Source organism: Thalassospira sp. UBA848 (genome assembly GCF_002295455.1).
In the GTDB taxonomy this organism is placed as follows: Bacteria; Pseudomonadota; Alphaproteobacteria; order Rhodospirillales; family Thalassospiraceae; genus Thalassospira.
The window spans coordinates 17,191-39,982 of sequence record NZ_DBGS01000065.1; the positions used below are offsets into that span (position 1 = coordinate 17,191).

General features: G+C 53.5%; 22 protein-coding genes. 9 read left to right on the forward strand and 13 right to left on the reverse strand.

The features are described from left to right. Positions 1-359: 359 nt before the first annotated feature. The 3 genes from B2R48_RS08825 (at position 360) to B2R48_RS08835 (ending at position 2,749) form a co-directional block, all read left to right on the forward strand. Positions 360-710 (forward strand): hypothetical protein, encoded by a 351-nt coding sequence (locus tag B2R48_RS08825; protein WP_062956355.1) that lies wholly within the window; start codon positions 360-362, stop codon positions 708-710. 314 nt (positions 711-1,024) lie between these two features. Beyond that, positions 1,025-1,828: a transglutaminase-like domain-containing protein gene (locus tag B2R48_RS08830; RefSeq protein WP_296999422.1), complete on the forward strand. Its 804-nt coding sequence runs from the start codon at positions 1,025-1,027 to the stop codon at positions 1,826-1,828. Positions 1,829-1,882: 54 nt separating this feature from the next. Next, entirely contained in the window at positions 1,883-2,749 is an 867-nt protein-coding gene (locus tag B2R48_RS08835) for a transglutaminase family protein (RefSeq protein WP_213473788.1), read from the forward strand. Between the two features lie 88 nt (positions 2,750-2,837). Here the strand turns inward: B2R48_RS08835 and B2R48_RS08840 are convergent, their stop codons facing one another. Continuing rightward, on the reverse strand, positions 2,838-3,074 hold the full coding sequence (locus tag B2R48_RS08840) for a hypothetical protein (RefSeq protein WP_296999423.1): 237 nt from the start codon (positions 3,072-3,074) through the stop codon (positions 2,838-2,840). A 171-nt stretch (positions 3,075-3,245) separates the two neighbouring features. On the opposite strand from B2R48_RS08840, the gene B2R48_RS08845 reads away from it, so the two are divergent. Continuing rightward, positions 3,246-3,980 (forward strand): Crp/Fnr family transcriptional regulator, encoded by a 735-nt coding sequence (locus B2R48_RS08845; RefSeq protein ID WP_296999424.1) that lies wholly within the window; start codon positions 3,246-3,248, stop codon positions 3,978-3,980. Between the two features lie 285 nt (positions 3,981-4,265). Here B2R48_RS08845 and ubiV read toward each other — a convergent pair whose 3' ends face one another. The 3 genes from ubiV to ubiT are packed head-to-tail and all read right to left on the reverse strand — an operon-like array spanning position 4,266 to position 6,892. Continuing rightward, on the reverse strand, positions 4,266-5,183 hold the full coding sequence (gene ubiV / locus B2R48_RS08850; RefSeq protein ID WP_296999425.1) for a ubiquinone anaerobic biosynthesis protein UbiV: 918 nt from the start codon (positions 5,181-5,183) through the stop codon (positions 4,266-4,268). Beyond that, positions 5,180-6,157 carry a ubiquinone anaerobic biosynthesis protein UbiU gene (gene ubiU, locus B2R48_RS08855; protein ID WP_120224410.1) on the reverse strand — a complete coding sequence of 326 codons (978 nt, stop codon included), beginning with the start codon at positions 6,155-6,157 and terminating at the stop codon, positions 5,180-5,182. Before ubiU ends, ubiV begins: the two co-directional genes overlap by 4 nt. 24 nt (positions 6,158-6,181) lie before the next feature. Then, the gene (gene ubiT, locus B2R48_RS08860; protein ID WP_296999426.1) at positions 6,182-6,892 is read right to left on the reverse strand and encodes a ubiquinone anaerobic biosynthesis accessory factor UbiT; all 711 of its coding nucleotides are present in this window, start codon (positions 6,890-6,892) and stop codon (positions 6,182-6,184) included. A 239-nt stretch (positions 6,893-7,131) separates the two neighbouring features. On the opposite strand from ubiT, the gene B2R48_RS08865 reads away from it, so the two are divergent. The 3 genes from B2R48_RS08865 to B2R48_RS08875 all read left to right on the forward strand — a co-directional run bounded on the left by B2R48_RS08865 (position 7,132) and on the right by B2R48_RS08875 (position 9,488). Further along, positions 7,132-7,872, forward strand: a complete 741-nt coding sequence (locus B2R48_RS08865; protein ID WP_296999427.1) for a DUF542 domain-containing protein — start codon at positions 7,132-7,134, stop codon at positions 7,870-7,872. A 148-nt stretch (positions 7,873-8,020) separates the two neighbouring features. Further along, positions 8,021-8,815, forward strand: coding sequence for a Crp/Fnr family transcriptional regulator (locus tag B2R48_RS08870; protein WP_296999428.1), 795 nt, complete (start codon positions 8,021-8,023; stop codon positions 8,813-8,815). After that, positions 8,793-9,488 (forward strand): Crp/Fnr family transcriptional regulator, encoded by a 696-nt coding sequence (locus tag B2R48_RS08875; protein ID WP_064779667.1) that lies wholly within the window; start codon positions 8,793-8,795, stop codon positions 9,486-9,488. Before B2R48_RS08870 ends, B2R48_RS08875 begins: the two co-directional genes overlap by 23 nt. 54 nt (positions 9,489-9,542) lie before the next feature. Here B2R48_RS08875 and B2R48_RS08880 read toward each other — a convergent pair whose 3' ends face one another. From B2R48_RS08880 to B2R48_RS08920, 9 genes are all read right to left on the reverse strand, one after another. Further along, positions 9,543-10,469 (reverse strand): FAD:protein FMN transferase, encoded by a 927-nt coding sequence (locus B2R48_RS08880; protein ID WP_296999429.1) that lies wholly within the window; start codon positions 10,467-10,469, stop codon positions 9,543-9,545. Between the two features lie 8 nt (positions 10,470-10,477). Next, positions 10,478-11,071 (reverse strand): nitrous oxide reductase accessory protein NosL, encoded by a 594-nt coding sequence (locus B2R48_RS08885; protein ID WP_296999430.1) that lies wholly within the window; start codon positions 11,069-11,071, stop codon positions 10,478-10,480. Continuing rightward, the gene (locus B2R48_RS08890; RefSeq protein WP_296999431.1) at positions 11,068-11,889 is read right to left on the reverse strand and encodes an ABC transporter permease; all 822 of its coding nucleotides are present in this window, start codon (positions 11,887-11,889) and stop codon (positions 11,068-11,070) included. Before B2R48_RS08890 ends, B2R48_RS08885 begins: the two co-directional genes overlap by 4 nt. Beyond that, positions 11,886-12,776, reverse strand: coding sequence for an ABC transporter ATP-binding protein (locus tag B2R48_RS08895; protein WP_296999432.1), 891 nt, complete (start codon positions 12,774-12,776; stop codon positions 11,886-11,888). The genes B2R48_RS08890 and B2R48_RS08895 overlap by 4 nt, the downstream gene beginning before the upstream one ends. After that, positions 12,748-14,085, reverse strand: a complete 1,338-nt coding sequence (locus tag B2R48_RS08900; RefSeq protein WP_296999465.1) for a nitrous oxide reductase family maturation protein NosD — start codon at positions 14,083-14,085, stop codon at positions 12,748-12,750. The genes B2R48_RS08895 and B2R48_RS08900 overlap by 29 nt, the downstream gene beginning before the upstream one ends. 6 nt (positions 14,086-14,091) lie before the next feature. Beyond that, complete coding sequence (gene nosZ / locus B2R48_RS08905; protein WP_296999433.1) at positions 14,092-16,038, reverse strand: TAT-dependent nitrous-oxide reductase; 1,947 nt, start codon at positions 16,036-16,038, stop codon at positions 14,092-14,094. Further along, on the reverse strand, positions 16,038-18,305 hold the full coding sequence (locus tag B2R48_RS08910) for a NosR/NirI family protein (RefSeq protein ID WP_296999434.1): 2,268 nt from the start codon (positions 18,303-18,305) through the stop codon (positions 16,038-16,040). The genes nosZ and B2R48_RS08910 overlap by 1 nt, the downstream gene beginning before the upstream one ends. A gap of 4 nt (positions 18,306-18,309) precedes the next feature. Further along, on the reverse strand, positions 18,310-18,663 hold the full coding sequence (locus tag B2R48_RS08915; RefSeq protein ID WP_296999435.1) for a hypothetical protein: 354 nt from the start codon (positions 18,661-18,663) through the stop codon (positions 18,310-18,312). 354 nt (positions 18,664-19,017) lie between these two features. Further along, the gene (locus tag B2R48_RS08920) at positions 19,018-19,716 is read right to left on the reverse strand and encodes a helix-turn-helix domain-containing protein (protein ID WP_062957248.1); all 699 of its coding nucleotides are present in this window, start codon (positions 19,714-19,716) and stop codon (positions 19,018-19,020) included. 257 nt (positions 19,717-19,973) lie between these two features. Here B2R48_RS08920 and B2R48_RS08925 point away from each other — a divergent pair, with 257 nt between their 5' ends. Both B2R48_RS08925 and B2R48_RS08930 read left to right on the forward strand, forming a co-directional pair. Beyond that, positions 19,974-21,335: an MFS transporter gene (locus B2R48_RS08925; RefSeq protein ID WP_062956339.1), complete on the forward strand. Its 1,362-nt coding sequence runs from the start codon at positions 19,974-19,976 to the stop codon at positions 21,333-21,335. Positions 21,336-21,397: 62 nt separating this feature from the next. Further along, entirely contained in the window at positions 21,398-22,792 is a 1,395-nt protein-coding gene (locus B2R48_RS08930) for a NarK family nitrate/nitrite MFS transporter (protein WP_296999436.1), read from the forward strand.

Genomic DNA, 22,792 nt, shown 5'->3' on the forward strand with positions numbered 1-22,792 from the left:
GCGTCCGGATGCCTGAGGACGATTTTCTTAAAACTAACCTGTATTAGTTCGTCCGGGGCCCAATCGGTGTAAAAGAACAGTCTTCATTGAATGTTCTGCGATGTTGGATCGCAGGCGGCAAAATGTCGCCTCGAATTCAGATCAAGAAAAGGTCTCTTTCTGCAGGTATCAAGCAGGGGGCCTTTTTGAGCGCTGTATTAACCAGCAATTCTCCACCCATTTGAAAATTGAGAGGTCTGTTCGCCTTCGAGATTGCGAACGCCTCAAAAGGCAAAAGAGCGGTGATTTGTTGATCGCTGTTTGCACGCGAAAAATCCCGGACATTCGAACTATTCATCTGCCCTTTTGGAGGACACGATATGAACTATCCCGATTGGTTGAAACCCTATGTTCTTGGCGCGGCTTCCGGTGCGGCGCTTGCAATGGTGGTCGGTTTTACATGGGGAGGCTGGATGACGGGCAGCGATGCGCGTCAGATGTCAAAGACGATGTCCCATGACAATGTGATTGCGGCATTGGTGCCGATCTGTGTTGCCAAGGCAAACGCGGATTCAAGTCGTGAAGCAAAACTTGAAACAATTCGCGACACCTCACGCTATCAGCAACGAGAAGCCCTGATGGATGCTGGCTGGGCGACAATGCCGGGCACAGAAATTCCAAACCGTGATCTTGCTCAAGCCTGTTTCGATGCGCTTGAACCAGAGTTGTGATAGCCGCCGAAATCAAGGAAATGAACACAGTGTCAGAACAGAGGAATACCTTTCCGTTGCCGCCAGAGGTGACTGCCTTGGAGCGGCGCGTGCCCCCTATGCAGAGCGTATTGAAAGCTGCGGGCGGGTTGAGCGTGTAAGGATGGTAAAAAAGAACAGCATCTGGGAACTCAGTGTGGATGGCGTTTTTCGGGCGCACTACCATGACCGGGATCACGCCCTTGCCGCCGAGGCTCTTGCGAAGCTGTCATTGTCATGAGCGCCAGTCGCACGGTTGCTTCGTTGCCGCACTATGGACTGTCAGGACAAAGCAAATGCGCTTGAGCATCGGTTGCCATTTTGAGTACGAGCTGCAGCAGATCACACCAATGATTGCCCTTCTGAATGTGCATCATTCCCGTGTGGATGATCTGGAGGGCGAAGATCGCCTGCAGACAGTGCCGGAAGTGGCGCAAACGCCCTATATCGACGGGTTCGGAAATGTCTGTACCCGTTTGATTGCGCCGGTCGGTACTTTTGTCCTGAAGTCAGACGGGATGATTTTTGACGACGGATCGGAGGATGAGCAATGCCGGGATGCAGAACAGCATGCGGTGGAAGACTTGCCTTCTGAGGTACTGGTTTACCTGCTGGGCAGCCGATATTGTGATACAGATCTTCTGTCAAATGAAGCCTGGCGGCTTTTTGAAAACACGCCACCCGGATCCGCCAGGGTTCAGGCGATATGCGATTTCGTTCATGGGCATATCGCGTTTGGATATTTGGATGCGCGCGCGACGCGTACCGCATCTGAAGCGCTATATGAACAACGTGGTGTTTGTCGCGACTTCACGCATCTTGCGATTGCATTGTGTCGCTGCATGAACATACCGGCGCGATATTGCACCGGGTATCTCAGTGATATTGGTGAACCTCTTCCGCATCCAAGCGGTGATTTTGCTGCATGGATGGAAGTTTATCTTTCCGGCCGATGGTGGGTTTTCGATCCCAGAAACAATTCCCCGCGGATCGGGCGTGTCCTGATTGCCAGAGGACGGGATGCGGCGGATGTGCCGCTATTGCAAACCTTTGGCGAGAGCACGTTGCGCGATTTCCGGGTGTGGACAGAAGAAATATGATTTTCCGCCAATCTGAACCCGCACAAATCGCATATGCGGTGGTAAGGCAGCCTTATGTCGTCTCTTGAGCTGATCCATTCGACGATCTATCGCTATCGTCGGCCCGTTTTGCTTGGGCCGCACAAATTGATGCTTCGCCCGCGAGAAGTGCGTGACATCCGTCTGGTCTCCTTTGACGTCACGATGAACCCGCAGACGGAGTTAATCTGGACACATGATGTTGCGGACAATGCAATCGCAACGGCAAATTTCAAGGAGAAGACCGACTATCTTGAAATTGTAAGCCGCTCCAGGATCGAGATGAATACGACGCGATGGCCGGTCTTTGCGATTTCGGCATCGGCGTGCAACTTTCCGTTCTCATATTCAGATGATGAATGGATCGATCTTGGCGCGCTGACGGCTCAACATTATCCTGACCAGAATGGGCAGTTATCTGAGTGGGTGAACAGTTTCATTTTCAGCCGTCCGACCGATACGCTTTCGTTGCTCAAGGATATCAGCGCCGGGATTGCACAAAGGACGACCTATCAGATACGTGAAAGCGAGGGAACACAGACGCCGCTTGAAACGCTCGACAAACAGGAAGGGTCGTGTCGTGATTTTGCTGTTCTGTTCGTTGCCGCCGCCCGGTGTTTGGGGCTTGGTGCGCGTGTCGTGTCAGGGTATCTGGTGAACACGGATGGCTTGCTGAGCGGATCTGATGGTTCAGGGTCCACACATGCGTGGGCTGAGGTGTTTCTTCCCGGTGCAGGCTGGGTTGCTTTTGATCCAACAAATCGCAGTATTGGTTCTGGTAACCTGATTTCGGTTGCCGTGGTCCGGGAAATGTCCCAGGCGGTTCCTGTCTCGGGGCAATTCATCGGTGATAAAGACGATCTGCTTGAAATGAGCGTTGCGGTACGAATTACGGAAACCTAGGCCTCCTTGGACGTCTGCAGTGCAACGGCAAACACTTGCGGCCGGGTAGGTTGGTTTTGTGTTGCATCTTGGTCGAGCGTGAACTTGGCTAGCCCAGTTTCAGCGCGTTTCCACCCTTGATAATTCGGTCTATCAGGTTGTGAACCGCCTGATGATCTGTTTGAGTTGAAACTTGTTCCGGTACCGCGATATGCGCATTTTTCGCGTCTTCAAGAATGCCAGCAATATCTCCTGCACCGAGAATTCCGAGATCCCCCAAGCATATTAGAGTAGACTCGCATATCGAGAGCGCGGCGGATCCCTGGATATCCATTGCATAATTCATGGTTTTTGCTCTCTTCTAGGTTTTGGTTTGAAAAAAAACTGCGCGTCAGAAGCAGTATGTTCATACCATCCCCTCGTCCCGGCGCTGCAAACACAGGTTAGTTTGGCGAGGGTATTCTCATATCAGTGCGACACTGAGGGGCTCCGATATTTGATGAGGAGAACGAGTTTGATGCTTTCCCCGACCGAAGCCGTTTCAAAGAAGCTGAAAAACTATATCGATCTGACGGACCAAGAGCTTGATACGCTTGCAAGAATACCGGGAAGGTCGCTTGTGATTTCTGCTGGTGAGGACATCGTCCACGAAGGTCAAAGTGGACACCGTGCTTTTATTCTGCAGGACGGTTGGGTGATGTCCTACAAGTTGCTTCCCGAAGGTGCACGACAGGTCATTGATTTTCAGGTGCCAGGTGACTTTCTGGGATTGCGGAGTTTGCTGTTGCGTACGTCCGATCACAGCTTTGAGGCGGTCACAGATGTTCGGGTCGCAGAAGTCAAGGCACAGGACATGCTATCGGCATTCTCATCTTCGCCACGACTGGCGATGGCGATCCTGTGGGCTGTTTCCTGCGACGAGGCGATGGTTGTGGAGCATCTTGTCAATATCGGAAGGCGTTCAGCGATCGAACGAACCGCGCATTTTATTTTGGAACTTGGTGCGCGGCTCAGATTGATTGGTGTCGGCAATGCGCAGGGTTATCCGTGTCCATTGTCGCAATATCAACTTGCCGATACGCTCGGGCTGAGTGCCATTCACATCAATCGCGTCTTGCGCCAGTTGCGCGAACAGAAGTTACTGACTTTCCAAAAGGGACATGTTCGCTTCGATGATCTGGAGAAGCTGATCGAACTTGCCGAATTCGAAATGGGTTATCTGGATCAAGTTGGTCCGATCCTTGTAAAATGAAGTAACTGGGTGCGATACGCCGGGTTAAGAGAAATTTTTGCCAGCCAACCATTTTTCAATGTCAGCAAAAGCATTTTCCCCGGAGATGGTGCTACGTACTTTGATGTTGCGCCACGCAAGGCAGCTTCCAGTTGATCATTGTCAAGGGTGTCCACGATCAAAGCATTATGCTGATTGGTGTTCACAATGTTATGCCGTGCTAACTCCCCGAATTGTGAATGTATTGAAGGGCTGCGATCCGTCAGATTGCAGCCCTTTCTTTCTTGGTAGGTTCTGGCGTGGTTCTTATTCTGCCTGCTGAGCGTGCGTCTGACGAAACTCGGCGCCCGGGGCTTCGTGCAAGAAGCCGTTGGCAAAGTCCATCGGGAAACGCATTTCCTTCAGGCGGTGCCTGAGTTCTTCCGGATCGGTTTTACGCGCGAGAACCTGACGATAGAGATCCGAAACCTTGGTCATGTCCAGACTATGTGGCGACAGGCGGAACGCTGTCACACCGGCGTTTTGCATCTGTGCGATATTGTCCGACATTTCAACATAGTGGCTGGACAGGGTTTGCAACCCGTTGACCGCCAGAAACGGCGTATCGTCGAGTGTTTCGACATCCATGCCATCAATGTGGTCCCCGCAAACGTACCGACACCCATCCTTGTGCAGGCCCTGCGCCCGTGCTGAATAGCAGCGGGCCGAAATGGCCAAGGGCATTCGGCCAAATACCTGTACTTCAATCTCGGCTGCGGTCTGCGCGCCACATAATGCTGCGATAGAGGACATCGGTAGTTCCCATGGCAGGGCGATCCGTTTAGCGCCTTTTTCGGCAAAGTAGGACAGCGTCCCTTCATTATAGGTGTTGATGTAGGGCCCAATCATGTGCGGCTGACCTGCGAGTAGGCGCACAACCGAAATATCGTTGGCCTCAATCATAATGTCGGGCATCTGCGCAATGTCGCGTATTTGACTAACTTCGCGCTCATTCATCACCAGTGCGAGTGTCGAAAGAACAACTTCCTTACCGCTGCGCTGAAGTCGTTCGATAACGTCTGGGAGGTGCTTGTCAAAGAAGGGCATCCGTTTTGCGCAGACAACTTCGCCAACATGGACGGTATCGACGTCGGTTTCATCTGCAATGCGGCTGTAGAAATCCTTTTTGCGGTCCTCGTCCCAGTGAAAAAGAACCGGGCCCATAACAAGTCGCGATCTTTTCATTGCCAGCTCCTCCGGTATGCACCTGTGGTATCGCTTTGACCTTCACTCAGCGTGCTGAGTTTTGATCGCGCGTTGAGTTGTCCCTCGGCGATCTTGTCCAGTGATGTGCGAAAAGCGCCGACGACCTGCGATATATAGGCCTTCCCGCGTTGCCGCCCTTCGATCTTGAGCGCGGAAACGCCTGCATCTGCCAGTTCCGGCAGCATGGCGGTGACATCAAGGCTGGTGGGTTCTTCAAACAGATAGCCGGATTTGTCCATGGCACGAAACCGGCCTTTGCACAGCGTCGGATAGCCGACCTTTTCATCGCTGTCATAGATGTTGATGGTGAAGTTCCCCAGTCGGGAAACTGTCGTGTCGCCGCGTTCTTCATAGTGAACATGTGCTGCCGGCGAACAGACGCCGTTCATATTCGGACTTTCGCCCGTCGCGTATGAAGACAGTGAACAACGACCTTCGGCCATCACGCACATCCCGCCAAATGCGAATACTTCTGTTTCGACCTGTATGCGCTGATTAAGGGTGCGTATCTCATCAAGCGACAAAACACGGGGCAGCACAACGCGTCGTACACCGAATTCCTGATGATAAAATCGAATGGCTTCTTCGTTCGAGGCAGATGCCTGCACGGATAAATGCAAACGTGCGTCAGGATGATGATCGCGCGCATATCGCAGCAAACCGATATCAGCAAGGATGATGGCATCGACACCAATTGCCACGGCATCATCAACTGCCTTATGCCAGATTTCTTCCGCCCCGGCTTGCGGATAGGTATTGCAGGCAAGATAGACATGAACTCCGTGCTTGTGCGCGTGTTTGACGGCATCGCGTAATTCAGCACGTGAAAAGTTCAATCCCGGAAAGTTTCGGGCATTCGTTGCGTCCCGAAAACCGCAATATACAACATCAGCACCCGCCGCGACGGCGGCATGCAGGCTGGCAGGTGTTCCTGCAGGACAAACGAGTTCCATATTGAACCTGTGAATAGTTGTGGATCAGGGATTGGCGGGCAGCGCGAAATCATCCTTGGCCGCACCGGACGGTTTGGGGCGCCGTTGGCGGTTCCGCCTTTGTATTGTTTTCTCGATCTCAGCCAGTGTGGCCGCTTGCGCGGATGTGCGTTTTTCCACGCCGAGCAAACGTTTGGCGGTGGGGGACGTCAATGCATCTGCCGTCCGGTTCATGTCGTGCTGAAGTTGCCGATAAATCTTTTCGGCAAGGCCAAGTGCTGCCCCGGCTGCAGGGCCCATCACGCCAAAGCTTTCAGTCACAGCGGATCGCAGATCAATTGATTCTCCATCCAGGGCATTGCGAAGTGCGACAACAAGTTCGGTGCGTCCCTCGATCCGCAATGTGCGCGAAAAGAACAGTGCATCACCATCTGATGTCCCCTGAAGAAGCTCCAGCAGTGCGGGTAACGGTCCTGATATCTGTGCTGCGACAGTTTCTGCTTCGATACGTCTTGCGGGGCGGAGTTCAGGATGATCGGCATCTATTTTCAGATAGAATTGCACATCCAGATCGGTCGGTGAAATCAGAAGGGCGAAGGATTCTTGCTCTGCCACCCGTTCAAATACCGGTCTGTAGCGATGATGCATCGTCGCCATGGCGTGACGGCATATGGGCTCGACCAGAAGGGTTGGCGCATTGCGTATGAACGGGTTTGCCAGCAAAAATGGCGTAAAGGATGGATAGCTTTCTGTCACGGCATACTCCCACGGCATACTCCGGCGTTTTGCATGGCGAAGTATCACTGGCCCGGGCGGGTTGGCGTTTGATGTTTGTCAAATCACCGTGAGATTGGAATTACGCTTAGTTGGAACAACCCGACAGGATGTTACTTTGACGTAATAATCAAACAGAGCCGACCGCAACATTTTTTGGCATAAATCCATTTGACCATGGTCAACCTGCCAAATTATCGCTGGTTTAAACTCCCTTTCGTTTGCTGGATGCCGATCTTAGGGAGGACACCTTTATGCAAGATGCGTTGAACACGGCAACATTGGACGTTAAGCCCGCCGAACTGCTTGATCAGAGTCTGGGGGGCTTGATTTCATGTTTCCCCGGCGCAACGCTGGTTTTTCGTCGTCATCGCATCGGGTTTTGTTGTCATCCTGACCAGACACTTCAAGAAGCTGCAAAGCGCAAGGAACTTGATCCCCAAATGATTGCCGGGGAACTCTGCAAGCTTCCCAAGGGACCTTTGACCATGCCCGATGTGGGGGATGTTGATGGGTTTATCGATTTCATCCTTACGCGCTATCACGATGTTCACCGCGAAGAGTTGATCGAGCTGATTGCGCTGTCTCGCGAAATTGAAATTGTGCATGGTGACCATCCGGACGCGCCGGTAGGGCTGGCAGATGCATTGATGGAAATGGCAGAGCAACTTGATATGCACATGACCAAAGAGGAAAATATTCTTTTCCCGGCGATGCGTGAAATGAGCAGGAATACCTCGATTACGTCAGCACTTGCCATGCCTATCCATTGTATGCGCGAAGAGCATGACGATCACGGCCAAGCCATCCACAAACTGCAGAAATTGACAAACAATTGCACCTTGCCTGACGGGGTATGCGGTTCGTGGCGCAGGTTGTACAGCGCGATCGGTAAGCTGATCGAAGATCTTGTTGCACATATGTATCTGGAAAATTCGATCCTGTTCCCGCGTTTCGAATAGTCTGCTGCAAAATGTGACAGCGATGTCGTCGCGTGTTTTCTGTGACAAAGCCCTGCTGACTGGTAGGGCTTTTTTGCTGGACGGTGCACTTTGTATTATGGGCCTGACGGACTTGTTTGACATGGAACAATCCACCCCGGCCGGTTGAATGTTAGAGTTGTTCCAATGCTTAACTACAACCGCGTTTTTCCATGGAAACTTCATAATGAGAGATATTGATCGAATCTCGGGTGTTCTCCAGTCTGGGCGCTATTTCAAAAACTGGCCGAAAGACGACATTCTGGAACTGGCGTCATTGTGTACGTGGGTTCGGTATGATCCAGATACGGTAATCATCCATGCCGGAGACCCAGCATCGGCCCTTTTTCTGATTGTGAATGGGCATGTTGAGTTGTCCTACACGGACGGGGAGGGCAAGGACGGTGTTATTGATTTGCTGGGTGACGGACAGCTTGTGGGTGAGTGTGCGCTCGCACCGGAAGCCTGTTACGCCGTTTCAATCAAAACGCTGGACGCGACGACCGCCATCCGGATTGACGGCGCCGCCTTTGCCGATTTTCTCTCGGCGCACTTTGATCGGGCATTAACCATGATGTCAGTTGTAACAGAAAGACTATGTCAAATGTTGCGCCAGACCGAGGAACTGAAATGCCGGTCAGCGGCCCAACGTTTGGGGATATATTTGCTTGCAGATGCCGTTCCTGTCGGGGATGCGCATGAAACGCCGCTTACCGTGGAAAAGTCTGCGTTGGCGCGCAAGATTGGCATGACAAGCGAGACATTTTCCCGGGCGCTTAAAAAGTTGTCGGAACATGGCGTTTCCCAACATTCCAACGGGTACATCATCCGTATTGCAGATACCGAGATGCTGGCCGAGTGGTGTGGTTTATCAAGCAGTGAAGCCAGGGAGGAACAGTCTGATGGTTTCAAGGTCGCTGTCTAGCGCAGATCACGATGTAATCTTTCAGGTGCCGCTGTTGGCGGCACTTGGGGAAGAACGGCTTAAGACTCTGCTGGGAACATGCAAGGTCGAAAGCCATGCGCGGGGGGAACATCTTTTTCGGGCCGGTGATGTGGCCGAATATTTCTACATTCTTTTGTCCGGTCATTTGCGGCTTGTGAAAACCTCCTCGCAGGGGGATGAAACAGTGATGCATTTCCTGACCGAGGCCGGTTCCTTTGCGGAGGCAGTTTCCTTTGCGGGCCGGTCCTATCCGGTTGAATGCCAGGTCGTCGAGAATTGTGAAATCGTGGCCATTCCGCGCACGGCCTATCTTGGCATCCTCAAAAGCGCGCCTGACGTTGTCGGAGATGTACTGGCAAGCCTGTTGCGGTGGGAACGGTTCTTCCTTGAGGAAATCTATAAACTGCGCCATACGCGTCCGATCCAACGAATTGCTGCGTTTCTGATCGATTTTGAAGACCGAAATGGCGCGGCCATCGACGGCACAAGTGGCAAAAACTTTCCCGATAAGCGCCAGATTGCCAGCCGGATCGGTATTACACCAGAAACGTTTTCCCGGTCCTTGCGCAAACTTGAAGCATCCGGCGCCATATCGGCGGGGCCGAAACTGCAGATACTTGATCGTGAGGCACTTCTGGAACTGGCCCACTAGGTCAGCGGCGTTCCAAACGTTTGCCGGAAATGTCATCCAGTATGGGAGGCAAAGCTAGACCAGTTTTGCGCTTGGGAACTGTGCGAGCAATTTGTCTGCTTCGCCTTTATTCATAAGGCAAATTGCCGTGCTGAGCCCATCTGCCACAGCTGCCTTTGTTGCCGTTACACTAACCGCCGTTGGGCGTGCTTGTGCGGGACGGCCGGTACGCGGATCAAGAATGTGACCAACAAGGCCCGCCTGATCAAAGAAAGTGCCGTTCGGCAGTGATGTTGCCACGGCGTTGTCGCGCAACATTACCTTTCCTTTTCGAATTTCTGATCCGGTATTGATTGAAACAGGCCAGTCTTCACCTTCAGGGTGGCCGCCCAGTGCCGCGAACTCGCCGGTATTGATCAGGACGTTGTTCAATCCGTCATCACGAAGCAACTTGGCGATACGGTCTGCAACGTAGCCCTGGGCAATTCCATTCAGGGTCATTGCCATGTCTTGTTTTTTGAAGCTGACCTGGCTCTGATTGATAACAACCTTGTCCCAGCCTGTTCTTGAAAGCGTTTTACGGATCAATGCATTCTCGGGCGCCCGGCCTTCTGAATAGCTTTGCGCATAGAGTTGCCAAAGCGATTGAACCGTTGGATCAAAAAGCCCGCCACTTGCCCGGTTTATGGTCCCGCACAGTCCCAGGCATTCCAAAAGTTCGAAAGGCGGAGTGTTAACCACACCATCGCGGTTCAATTGTGCGAGCGTGGAATTTTCCCGATAGAGACTGAAGATATTTTCCAGTCGTTCAAGTTCGCGGGTTGCACGCAAAAGGATGTCATCAGCGTTGGGGTGCGACAGGCTGATCGATGCAGCAGACCCCATTGCAACGCCCTTCCAAGTGCGGACCGGATGCTGTGCCTTTAATGCAAACGGTGCAGCCGAGAGTGCGCCAGCGGCGGCAAATATGGTCAGAAACCGGCGTCGTGAAAAGTCGGGCATGGTGGACCTCATTCTTTGCGAAGTTTTTCAAGACGCGCACGATAATCGTCGTCATCTGGCACGATCGCCGTTTCGTGTGTCTCGGCGGATGGAGTGACGGGCGCAATGTTCAGAACCAGCACGTCATCAATGTCTTCAAGGCGCATTATCTGGCCGCCATGGTGACTGACGAAATTCTTGGCATCGTCCTGATCAGAGAAGGGAACAAGTTCCGGTGCCCCCATACCCCCGGTCTTGGCAGAGGCGACGACATAATGCGCGCTGGTTGCCGGTATCCAGTTTTCTTGTCCGACATTTTCCCAGTCATGGGCCCTGGACATGTCGGTGACGTAAATCGCACGGATTTTATAGTTTTGTTCGGGCATGCGTTCATAGGCAATGCCATCGCGAACCTGGCTGAAAAACAGGGGGTAGGGCAAACCTTCAAGATGAATTTGTGCCTTCGGGCCTGCATGCTCAAGAATGTTCATCTGGCAGAAATGTCCGACAGCTCCTTCGGTCATGGCGACCGGTGGCGGCATGGTATCTTTCGGTTGCTGCTGACATCCGGCAAGAATAAGCAGGCCGATTGTGACTGGAGATAGCGCAAGTCGGGTAATCATGGTGTCACCCTCCTGAAAATCTGCCAGGCGAGGACCGCGGCAATCACTGGCCAGATCAGAATGGATATCAGGGCATGAACAGCGGGGATGCTATTAGCAGCCCCCGTCAGGCCGGAGGCCGCAGCGGTCGCATCCGAAACGGCAAGGTTGTAGATCCGAAAAGCATCTGCCGGATTGCCGATTAACAGCCACGGAAAATAATGCGTTGTGAAGGTTCCGCCATCATCGGCGACGATGGCCGCCAAGAGGCCAAGATCATATAAAACGATCAGAACCAGCCAGAGCCCGATCACCAATCCTGCTGCTGCGCCGGGTCTGCGTGCGAATGCCGATATGCCATAACCTATGCCAAGGAATGTCGCGCCAAGAAGAAGCGACGACCAGAACAGGCGAAACAGTGCAGGGATGCCAACAAGGGCATTGGGGTCCGTTGCAATCGCAGCGACGGCGGCAATTCCGTAGCCGGCCGAGACGGCGATACTCAGGATCGCCAGATGGGCGATGAATTTCCCAAGGACCAGTTCCCCGCGCGCGACGGGATAGGTCAGAACAAGGGACAAGGTGCCGCGTTCGATTTCGCCTGCGATTGCGTCAAATGACATCAACAGTGCAACCAACGGCACAAGATACACCGCAAGGGATGTCAGGCTTGCGGTGGTGACGGACAGTTTATCCACACCAACTGCGCCGGTCGGGGCACTGCCCGCAGCAGATAACACAAGTGAAAACAACACCATCATCGCGACAGAGATCGCGACCCAGCGGTTACGAAGCGCAATGATGAATTCGCCATGGGCTGTTGCCAGAACCTTGTTCATGCGTTCCCCCGTTTGCTGAAATGGCTATAGATATCTTCCAGACTTGGCGGAATGACATCGACATCATCGACCAATGGCCCCAGTGCCGAGATATCGCCAAGACGTGCGAGCTTTTCCTGAGAATTGCACACCAGATCGACCATCACGCCGTTGCTGCGTTCCCCGGAAAGCTTTTGGGCGACCTCGTCCGCCTTGCCGCGTTGGGCGGATACCTGAAGGCGGATAGGCAGCGATGCCTGTTGACGCAGGTTTGCCAGGGTATCGTTTGCGACCATTACGCCTGACGAAAGAATCACGATCCTATCAGTTCTGGCTTCAACCTCAGTCAGGGCATGAGAAGACAAAAGAATTGCGGTGCCTTGTGCTGCCAGTTCATCAAGAATGACATAGAACTCGCGCCGTGATACCGGGTCGAGACCGCTTGTCGGTTCATCAAGGATCAGGAGTTTCGGTTCACCAATAAGCGCCTGAGCCATGCCGACACGTTGGCGCATTCCCTTGGAATAGGTTCCAATGCGGCGGTTTGCTGCTGCCCCCAATCCGACGCGTTCAAGAAGCGATGCGGCCTTTCGGGGATCTTCGCCGCGAAGTCGAAGATAATACCGAAGCTGTTCTTGTCCGGTCAGCGACGGATGAAAGGACGCGTTTTCCGCGAGATAGGCTGTTTGCATGCGGGCCCGGTAACTTCCGGGCGCAAGACCATGGACAGAAACCGTTCCCCCGTCGGCAGTGACAAGGCCGAGAATGATCTTCATCAGTGTCGACTTGCCGGCACCATTATGGCCGAGCAAGGCAACGCGTTCACCTGCGGCAACATCAAAGCCAACCGCATCAAGAACGGTATGGTCATCATAGCGTTTAGTGACTTGCGAGAGGGTCAGACACATTTTCAGTCCTTTCACGCAGCCAGACAGGATTGGCGCGAGCAGCCATTTCAAGGGAGACGATTTCTTCGGGAACCGGAATTTCGATCGGTTTCATGAGCGGGAAGCTGTCGACGACCCCGCCCGGCAAGGTTGCGGGGAAGTGTGCCTGGCTCCAGCGGATCAATTGAACGGCGGGTGATCCCAAAAGCATTCCGGCTGCGGGTTGGGACCATAAAATATGATCGACAAGATCGTTGGGCCGGAACCGGCTGTCAGCAATGCCGTTGCCATCAAGATCGAATACCGGATGATCGGACCAGAAATTTCCCCGGCCATCGAAACTCCATTCGACGTCACGGGTCCCGACATACTTGACCTGGGTTTTGTTGGCGATAAAGGCATTGCCTGTCAGGGCATTGCTTTCGGAACCAGCGGTGAAATGTATGCCGGTCTGGCAGCCCTCGAACCGGTTGTCCCCGATCAGATTGTGATGCGCGTTATAGATAAACAGGCATTTCCCGCCTGCGCCGCGTACCAGATTTCCGACCAGATCAGACTTGTTGGTATAGTTCAGCATCAAGCCCTGGTCACGATCAGCAAGAGACAGATTATCGCGCACCGTGATGCGGTTCGAATACATCAGGGCAAAACCAAGGTGATTGCCAATCGACACATTGCCCGAGATTTCTGAATCATGGGCATACATGTAATGCACCGCAAATCGCAGATCGCGCATCAGATTGCCACGGAAGACGCCGCGATTGGAGGTGTTCACGAAAATGCCGTCGCGCCCGAACTGGATCTCGTTGTTTTCGACCAGTGTGCCGGGCGCGTTCCAGACATATATGCCGTTGCCACGTGAATTCAGTCTGTGATCGCGGCGTCCGATAATGACATTTTCGCGCACCGTGGCTTGTTTGGCGCCGTGAATATCAACCCCATAGAGGTTTCCGAGGATGCGGTTATCCTCGACCAGAATACGTGCGGCTGTCCGATGGAGCTGGATGCCGGAATCAATTGTTTCATGTGCTGAACCCGAACCCGCGATCTCAAGCCCACGGATGGTGATATCCGTTCCGGTTACAGAAATGACGCTTCCGGTCTTGTTTCCATAAATTTTTGCTTTGCCCTGACCATCAATGGTGATGGGCCTATCGAGTTCTATGGGACCCTGATGGGGCCCCGGATCAAGCAGCAGCACATCGCCGGGGGCAGCCCCGGCGATGGCAGAGATCAGCGCCCCGTCAGTTGACGGCACAGATTGCGTAGCCGCAAGAACCTGCAGCGGCAAGACAGCCATGGCCAAGATCATCATGACGGGGCGCAACATCACAGGTTAACTCCGCGGTTCAACGAACATACGGCCACGCATTTCCATGTGCAGGGCATGACAGAACCACTGGCAATAGTACCAGTAGACACCCGGTTTGGAGGCGACAAAGGTTGCCGATGCGGTTGCTTGTGGGCCGACCTCGAATGCAACGCCATGGTCCCCCATGGTGAAACCGTGTGTCAGGTCATCGATGTCGTCCATGTTGGTGATGATGACGGTTACTTCATCGCCTTCCTTGACCTTGAAGGACTCAAGGCTGAAGGTCGGTGCTGAAGAACTCATATAGACACGGACCTTGTTGCCATCGCGGACAACGGTTTCGGTCCAGTCGTCAATGTCGACGCCATCTGCCTCGGCTTGTTCGCGGGTTTTGGCCCACATCGGATCCTGACGATTCCAAACACTGGCCGGGGTGACCACCGACCGGTGAACAATGATCGAATCATGGGGTTCGGCGAATGTCGGACCATCATGCATAAGAACCAGATCATCGCCCTGCATCGAGAACAGCTGTTCGTTTTCTGGCTTAAGCGGGCCGACATTCAGGAAGCGGTCCTTGGAGAACTTGTTCATTGAAATGAACCATTTCCCGTCAGCTTCCAGAGTTTCCCCCATCGAGGTGGAGTTGTGGCCCGGCTGGTAATGGACATCGACCTTTTTGATGATCGGATCGACATTTTCACCAGCGTAGGCACGCACGGCTTTTTCAATGTTCCATTTGACCACCTGACTGTCGAGGAACAGGGTGGTCAGTGCGTTACCCTTACCGTCAAATGCGGTATGTAGCGGGCCAAGTCCCAGTTCCGGTTCGGCAACAACGGCGGAACGCGGTTCTGCGCCGTCATAGAACACGGCATCCAGCTTGGTGACATCAATCACCGATACAGTCGGGGAAAGCTTGCCGGCGATGCAAAGGTGCTTCTTGTCCGGTGCCATGTTACAGCCATGCGGGCTGTTGGGGATCGGGATGTATCGGGTGTAGTTCTTGTTCTTGCCTTTGCGGCCGTCGATAACTTTTACACCATTGAGTTCGATGTAATCGCCTGCTGCGATGCCTTTTTCGATTTCCTTGATGTTAAAGACAACAACGTGATCAAGCTCGGACGCGGTCATTTCCGCAAGGTTCATCCCCATTTCCGAGTTATAGCTGGTTGAAAAGGCATATTTGCCGTCATAGTCGGCGTCGGTGTTATCAAGGTTGCCCGATACCATGACCTGCCATGCTACCTGCATCTCGTCTGCGTCGATTGCAGTGTAGAAGTTTACGTATTGCGACGGATCATCAAGCACCTTGCCGTCATTGACCATCGGCGTCTCGTCCTCGCCATTGGCAAAGACATAGTTGGTACGCGGCCATTTTTGCGGACGCAGGCCGTGAATGGCCTTTGCGTTCGGGATTTCCAGGACCTTGTCAGCCTTCATGACATCGCAACGCACACGCGCCACACGCGTATTCGCCTTGTCATTCATGAACAGGAAACGGCCGTCATACTTGCCTTCGGTGAAGGACATATGGACGTGGTGCAAGTCGCCGTTATCATGGATCTTCTTGCCGTTGGCAGCGAGAAATTCCTTGGTTTTGGGCAACATGTTCTCGGTAAGAACATTCAGGCTTTCATTGGTCTGCCCCCAACCCGTTGCCGAGCAACGGTTGAAAACAGGGACGCGCATCAATTCACGCATGGACGGGATACCCAGAATGCGCATTTCGCCCGTCTGGCCCGACGACCAGAAACCGTAATACTCATCAAGCTGACCGGGGGCGAGGCTTGCCTCTGCGCCGGTTGAAGCCTGGGCGCTGCCAATCGAAAGGGCTGTTGCAGCACCGGTTGCGCCACCGACTGCTGCCAAGCGTGCAGCACCTGCCGCACCGGCAAAGGCAGCACCGCCAGCGGCTACGCCAAATAGATCGCGTCGGCTGATTCCGGGTTTGGATGTTTTGTCAGACATCATGACTTCTCCTTGAGATTTTGCTTGGTCGTCCGGGTCCGGTTCAGCGCTTTTTGTGCGCCTTCCGTGCTTGCCAAGAGGCTTTCCTGCCGCTTGAGTTTCTTGATCACGACCGGACAGATTTTTTCGCTTTGATACAGCACCTGACAGTGAAGGCAGTTGTGACACTCGTTGGGGTTGATTTCTCCTGTGGGGTGGATGGCTTGAACCATGCATTCATGCGCGCAGCTCTGGCAGGGGCTGCCGCATTCCTTGTAGCGTTTGAGCCAGTCAAACATGCGCATACGCGCCGGGATCGCGAGGGCTGCGCCCAATGGGCACAGATACCGGCAATAGAACCGTTCGACGAAAAGCCCGGCGCCAAGAAGGACAAGGGCGTAAAGAACAAACGGCCATGCCCGATCAAATTTGAGGATGATGGCGGTCTTGAAAGGTTCGACCTCGGCCAGTTTCTCCGCCTGATCAATGGAGGCCAGTATGGTGCCAAACAGGCCAAGGAAGATGATGTATTTCACCGCCCAGAGCCGTTCATGCAGCCCCCACGGAAGCGTCCATTGCGGGACATGGAAGAACTTGGCAATCCGGTTGGTCAGTTCCTGAAGCGCGCCAAACGGGCACAACCAGCCGCAATAGGCACCGCGCCCCCAGAAGATCAGCGCCGCAGCAACCGAGAACCACAGGATAAAGGTCAGTGGATCAAGCAGGAACGCTTCCCAGGTAAAGCCCGTCACAAGCGAGTTGGTCAGCGCCATAAGATTGACAACGGAAAGCTGAGCGTTGGCATACCAGCCAAGGAACACCAGCGTGACCGTCAGGAAGCAGATGCGGAACCAGAAGGTAAATTTTGCAGAACGTGTCAGGAAGCCCTGGAAGAAGAATGCAGCCGTCAGAACAATCAGCATGATGCTGAGCACGACGATTTCGACCGTCTTGTCACGCCATATCCGTTGCCAAAGGGCGGTTTTGGCAGCCTGTTCGTCGGTCGCGAAACCGGCCCCGGTTGAGTTGTCTGCCTCTGGCGTCCGCGGAACTAGCTTGGTCAGGTAGTTGGCTGGCGGCTGCCAGCCGATGTCAAAGGTTGTGTAGAGACGTTCAATTGCGCCGACATCACGATGGACAAGAAGTTCCAGACGCCAGGGTTGTGTCGGGTCAAAGTTGCTGCTTGCCGGGATCTTGAACAGATCCATCTCTTTGAATTGCGGTGCGCCATCGGTCATGATGTCACCAACACGGCGATGGTTGCGGTCGCGGAAACGTACCGACATATCGCCCTGAATAAGCTGGATACGGTCAAACAAGCCGCCGCGGACATATCCCGAACCCTTGAAGGAGTATTGTCCCCGGGCGGTAACAAGAATGGCTTCTTCGCCATCCTTGAGCCAGGTTTTCAGATTGTTGTAGCCGCGCTCGCCAAGTGTTGCCTTGCCAATGGCCGGGATGCTGACAAGCGAGACATACATGTCGATGAAGGTTTCTTCGGCCGGGGCTTCGATTGGCCGCTCAAGCGCCCTTGGATCATCCATCGTGGCAAAGGCATCGTTTACCTGACCGACATCAAGTGACATGCGACGAATAGTCCCGTCACCAACCAGTGTGAACCAGTCTTCCGGGGCGGTCGCATCCGATCTGATCTTGAATTGTGCTGCATTGGATTGCTCGGGGGCACTCAATCCACCCAATTCGAGCATGCGCGCAACCTTGATGCCCGAGCGCAGGATCGAGTCATCAATGACCATAATGGTCACCGTTGCACCGGAAATAATATTCAGCTCATGGTCTGCATCTTTTGTTGCGGCAACCAGGTCAAAGCCAACATATCCCTCGGTGAGTGACGCGATCCGCTCTTCTGGAATGCCAATAAGAACAATCGGTTCTGAATGCTTGACCAGTTTGACACCGATGATCCGGGCCTGTGAGTCAACAGCGACCATCACATGGATCGGTTTGCCGGAATAGCCGGTGGTGCCAACAAAATCAGAGGTAATAAAAGCCCAGCCGATCTGCTCACCGTTCTTGAGAACCGGTGCGACCGGCACGTCTTTTTGAACCGGACCATAACCATCAGCACCCTCGACCAGAGATGCTGCGGGAACTTTTTCAATGAACTGCGCCAGAACAGGTTTGTTTTGCGCGTTTGCCTTGGAAACCCACAGCACTGAAGAAAGAAGACAAACAACAGCAATGACCAGAAGACATTGCAGGAGCATCAATGCGCCGGGTGCCTGGTATTTGGTCTGAAGATGACGTGGGGCAAATGGGATGTTCATGAATTCAAACCTTGTACGGAGGCGCGCGTGCGGTCGCCGGTGCAGTCGGTGTTGCACTGGCGTGGTCAAACGACATGGGGAAGATCGTCAGAACGACTTTGCGGTCATGTTCGGGCACGCCAATTGGGTCTGAAAGCTGGAATGCAGATCCGCTCAGGCAGTTCATGCAATTTGGGTAATCGCATTCGACGGGTGCGGGTGCTTTGTTGCCGTTCCGGTCGATCAATATTGTCACGGGAGTCTGGTCTGTGCTGCAGATCGTGATTTGAACAAGGTCAGCAGCTGCAGTTTGCTTCGTCACCTGAGCAATAGCCTGAGCAACACCGGTTCCGGTCAGGGAGAGTGCGATCAGAAACAACAGAAATGTGCGAAGCATTTTTTCCATAATGCTTCTCATATTCCATCGCAGATTCCTGATTATTGACAGTGGTCAAGTGGAAGGGGGCTTGGTCGTCACCCGAATGAGCTGATCGATAGATGACTAAGCAGTCAGCTGAAGCACGACGACGGGATATCTAACATATGTCGTTCAAGTGACGTGCGAAGCAGGCCAGACAAATTTAAGCTTTCACATAAACGCAAGCGTATGTGGCAACAGTTAAAGTCTTTGTCATTCAAGACGTGAGCTGGTTTCAGACTGCTTGGCAATCAGGAAACGAAGTGACAGTTCATTACGAATGAGGGGGCACCCCGATTCATATGAGTTCGCCCTTTAGGTCCGGTTATCATCAATAAGTGATGTTGGTTTGGCGAAGGTCTGGAGGTCATCCATATTATTAATGACGACATTTTCGCCATTAACCTGCACGCCATATGCTTGCAAAGCCTTGAAAGCCCGGCTCAGGTTTTCGGGTGTCATTCCCAGAACGGATGCCAGCTGCCGTTTCTCAAGATCCAGCACGAAATTCAGTGCACCATCGTGATCCTGGGAGCGACTGAGCAGATAGTTTGCCAACCGTTCAAGTGCTGTGCGCAATTTGAGATTTTTGGTGGTTTTGATCACGGACCGGTAACAAGCGGCCAATTCAACAACAACCGCACGGGCAAAGCCTGCATCAAGATCAAAGATCGCGCGGACATCCTGACTGGGGATCATGACAATCCGGCTTTTTTCCATTGTCCTGGCCGACATCAGATAGCGCGCATCGCGAATGGTGGCGGCAAGAATGAATGTTGAGACCGGCTTGACGATCATGACGCTTGTCTCCCGGTTGCTCCAACTGGAAAACAGATCAACTGCGCCCGATACCAGGACATGGAGAAAATCGGCATCTTCTCCTTCGCCAATGAGATCGACGTGCGGCGGAAATGTCTGCAAATAAGCGCCACGCATGAGCTTGGCATAGTTCTCGTCGCTCATATCAGCGAAGAGATCCAGACTACGCACCTCCGGGAAGGTCGAATCGGGCATTTCTTCCTCACTTCTTAACTCGCGCAGATTCATGTCTTGTCATCACTTGATATTTATCAAGTGGGTATTTGTCTTAGTTCTCTCTCTGGTGACAAGTTCGGCAATTCGCCGCATGAAATACTTTACGAGCCCGTTTATTTCACCAAAGCGTTCCACGTTTTCTGATTTAGATCAAGCCTGACGCGCACCCCCTCAACCAATGATCAGGCACTTCGAACGCGCTCCAACGTAACGACAGATGCTTGAGGGGATTTACCATGCACACGTTAAAAGGGGTTTCTCAAACTGATCAGTATCGTGCACTTGGCCTGAGTACTTTCGCCTTCACGGTATGTTTCGCGGTATGGACAATTTTTTCCATTATCGGGGTCAAGATCAAACAGGAACTCGGGCTGAGTGATACGCAATTCGGGCTTTTGGTTGCGACACCGGTTCTGACCGGTTCTGTCAGCCGTATCTTTCTCGGCGTATGGACAGAGCAATTTGGCGGCCGGATCATGTTTCCGCTGCAGATGCTGATCACAGCCGTTTGTGTTTGGCTCCTGACATCTGTCCACACCTACGAAATCTTTCTTGTTGCTGCCCTTGGTCTTGGTCTTGCCGGCGGATCCTTCATCGTTGGTGTCGCCTATACATCCCGCTGGTTTGAAAAGGACCGCCAGGGCACAGCACTTGGCATTTTCGGCGCAGGTAACGTTGGCGCGGCTGTCACGAACTTTGCCGCACCGTTTCTTGTGGTTGCTCTTGGCTGGGAAGGCACAGCGCGTGTTTACGCCGTCGTTCTTGTCGCAACTGCGATCCTGTTTTATCTGCTGGCGAAAACCGACCCTGTCCAGCAACACCGCAAGGAATCGGGCGAAGGTCCGGTATCAGCCAGTTCGCAGCTGGAGCCTCTCAAGAACATGCAGGTCTGGCGGTTTGCCACCTACTACTTCTTTGTCTTCGGCGCCTTTGTTGCACTCGCAAGCTTCTTGCCACGCTACTATGTCGGCGCCTATGGGCTGGAACTGACGACGGCGGGCGTGTTTGCCGGACTCTATTCGCTGCCCGGCTCGGTCTTTCGGGCACTGGGGGGCTGGATGTCGGATAAATGGGGCGCACGTGCGGTCATGTATCTGACCTTCATCGTCTCCCTGATCGTCCTGTTTATCATGAGCTACCCGCAAACAACCTATCAGGTCGCGGGTATCAACGGCCCGATCGAATTTAATTTCGGTGTGTCGCTTGGCATGTTTGTGGCGCTGACGGTTGTTCTTGGGTTCGTCATGAGCCTCGGCAAGGCCGCCGTCTATAAACATATCCCGGTCTATTATCCCCATCATGTCGGTTCTGTCGGCGGTCTGGTCGGCATGATTGGCGGCCTCGGGGGCTTCTTCCTGCCAATTGCATTCGGAATGCTTCTGGACCTGACCAATGTCTGGACCGCGCCTTTCATGCTGCTGTTCATTCTGGTCGCGGTCTCCACCATCTGGATGCATGTCGTGATCCGTCGCATGGAACGTGCACGTCATCCGGCACTGGCCGACGAGAGATACCTTTCGGATGTGCCCGAGAAACCACTGGAAAAGCCAGCACCTGAAGCTGGCAAGACATCGGGCGTTACCAAACCTGCTCAGTAATACAAGCCGGCAGAGCGCAAGGTTGCGCTCTGCCTCCCATACAGTTTCATCGGGAGGTTCCCTTGGAAACCACGCATGCAAACAATGGTCAAAAAGGCGCTGTCCTGACCGAATGGCGACCAGAAGACACAGAGTTCTGGTCAAACAAGGGCAGCGCAATTGCCACCCGCAATCTCTGGATCTCCATTCCGTGCCTTTTGTTGGCGTTTTCGGTCTGGATGGTTTGGTCGGTTGTTGTCGCCAAACTGCCGGTTATCGGCTTTACCTACACCACCGGGGAACTGTTCTGGCTGGCCGCACTTCCGGGCCTGTCGGGGGCAACGCTTCGTATTTTCTATAGCTTTATGGTGCCAATCTTTGGCGGCCGCGTCTGGACGACGCTGAGCACAGCATCCCTGTTGCTGCCAGCCCTTGGGATCGGCTTTGCCGTACAGGACCCCAATACGTCCTATAGCTGGTTCCTTATTCTTGCACTGTTGTGCGGGTTCGGGGGCGGCAACTTTGCCTCATCGATGGCAAACATCGCTTATTTCTACCCGAAAAGAGCCAAAGGCAATGCCCTGGCCCTGAATGCCGGACTTGGCAATCTTGGGGTTTCGGTCATGCAATTTGTCGTGCCGCTTGTGATCACTGCCGGTGTCTTTGGCGCCTTTGGTGGAGAAGCCCAGAGCGTCGCAGGTGGTGGCGAGATATTCTTGCAAAATGCCGGTTTCATCTGGGTACCGTTTATCGTGGTTTCGACCATTGCAGCCTGGTTTGGCATGAACAGCATCGCTGATGCCAAAGCCAGCTTCAAAAAGCAGTCCATCATCTTTAGCCGCAAACACAACTGGATCATGTGCATCCTTTATACCGGCACATTTGGCAGCTTTATCGGTTATTCCGCAGGGTTCCCGCTGCTGATGAAGACGCAGTTCCCGGAAGTCGATGCATTGCAATATGCGTTTCTCGGCCCGCTGGTCGGTGCGCTGAGCCGTGCCGGCACGGGCTGGATTTCTGACAGGCTTGGTGGGGGCCGGGTTACCTTCTGGACCTTTATCGGCATGATTGCCGCGGTTGTTGGTGTGCTTCAATTCCTGCCGCTTGGCGGAACGAGCGGTCATTTCTGGGGCTTCTTTGCCTGCTTTATGGCGCTGTTCTTCCTGACCGGTGTTGGCAACGCATCGACCTTCCAGATGATCCCGTCAATCATGCGTCAGGAAATCCCGCGCCTGATGCCCGATGCAGATCAAGCTGCCCAACTCAAACAATCCGAACTCGAAAGTTCAGCCATCATCGCCTTTACCAGTGCGATTGCGGCGTATGGGGCATTCTTCATTCCCAAAGCCTATGGCACCTCCATCGCACTGACCGGCGGTCCTGCCGGCGCGCTTTGGTGCTTTGCAGTCTTCTATGCGGTCTGTGTTGCCATCACCTGGTTCTACTACAGCCGCAAAAGCGCACCGGTTCCGTGCTGA

Coding starts and splice junctions, on each gene's coding strand:
- B2R48_RS08895 (WP_296999432.1), bottom strand. CDS start 12,776: ATGTGTCTGACCCTCTCGCAAGTCACTAAACGCTATGATGACCATACC.
- B2R48_RS08830 (WP_296999422.1), top strand. CDS start 1,025: ATGCGCTTGAGCATCGGTTGCCATTTTGAGTACGAGCTGCAGCAGATC.
- ubiU (WP_120224410.1), bottom strand. CDS start 6,157: ATGGAACTCGTTTGTCCTGCAGGAACACCTGCCAGCCTGCATGCCGCC.
- B2R48_RS08870 (WP_296999428.1), top strand. CDS start 8,021: ATGTTAGAGTTGTTCCAATGCTTAACTACAACCGCGTTTTTCCATGGA.
- B2R48_RS08925 (WP_062956339.1), top strand. CDS start 19,974: ATGCACACGTTAAAAGGGGTTTCTCAAACTGATCAGTATCGTGCACTT.
- B2R48_RS08900 (WP_296999465.1), bottom strand. CDS start 14,085: ATGTTGCGCCCCGTCATGATGATCTTGGCCATGGCTGTCTTGCCGCTG.
- B2R48_RS08880 (WP_296999429.1), bottom strand. CDS start 10,469: ATGCCCGACTTTTCACGACGCCGGTTTCTGACCATATTTGCCGCCGCT.
- nosZ (WP_296999433.1), bottom strand. CDS start 16,038: ATGTCTGACAAAACATCCAAACCCGGAATCAGCCGACGCGATCTATTT.
- B2R48_RS08920 (WP_062957248.1), bottom strand. CDS start 19,716: ATGCCCGATTCGACCTTCCCGGAGGTGCGTAGTCTGGATCTCTTCGCT.
- B2R48_RS08825 (WP_062956355.1), top strand. CDS start 360: ATGAACTATCCCGATTGGTTGAAACCCTATGTTCTTGGCGCGGCTTCC.
- B2R48_RS08845 (WP_296999424.1), top strand. CDS start 3,246: ATGCTTTCCCCGACCGAAGCCGTTTCAAAGAAGCTGAAAAACTATATC.
- B2R48_RS08885 (WP_296999430.1), bottom strand. CDS start 11,071: ATGATTACCCGACTTGCGCTATCTCCAGTCACAATCGGCCTGCTTATT.
- B2R48_RS08890 (WP_296999431.1), bottom strand. CDS start 11,889: ATGAACAAGGTTCTGGCAACAGCCCATGGCGAATTCATCATTGCGCTT.
- B2R48_RS08910 (WP_296999434.1), bottom strand. CDS start 18,305: ATGAACATCCCATTTGCCCCACGTCATCTTCAGACCAAATACCAGGCA.
- B2R48_RS08875 (WP_064779667.1), top strand. CDS start 8,793: ATGGTTTCAAGGTCGCTGTCTAGCGCAGATCACGATGTAATCTTTCAG.
- ubiV (WP_296999425.1), bottom strand. CDS start 5,183: ATGAAAAGATCGCGACTTGTTATGGGCCCGGTTCTTTTTCACTGGGAC.
- B2R48_RS08835 (WP_213473788.1), top strand. CDS start 1,883: ATGTCGTCTCTTGAGCTGATCCATTCGACGATCTATCGCTATCGTCGG.
- B2R48_RS08840 (WP_296999423.1), bottom strand. CDS start 3,074: ATGAATTATGCAATGGATATCCAGGGATCCGCCGCGCTCTCGATATGC.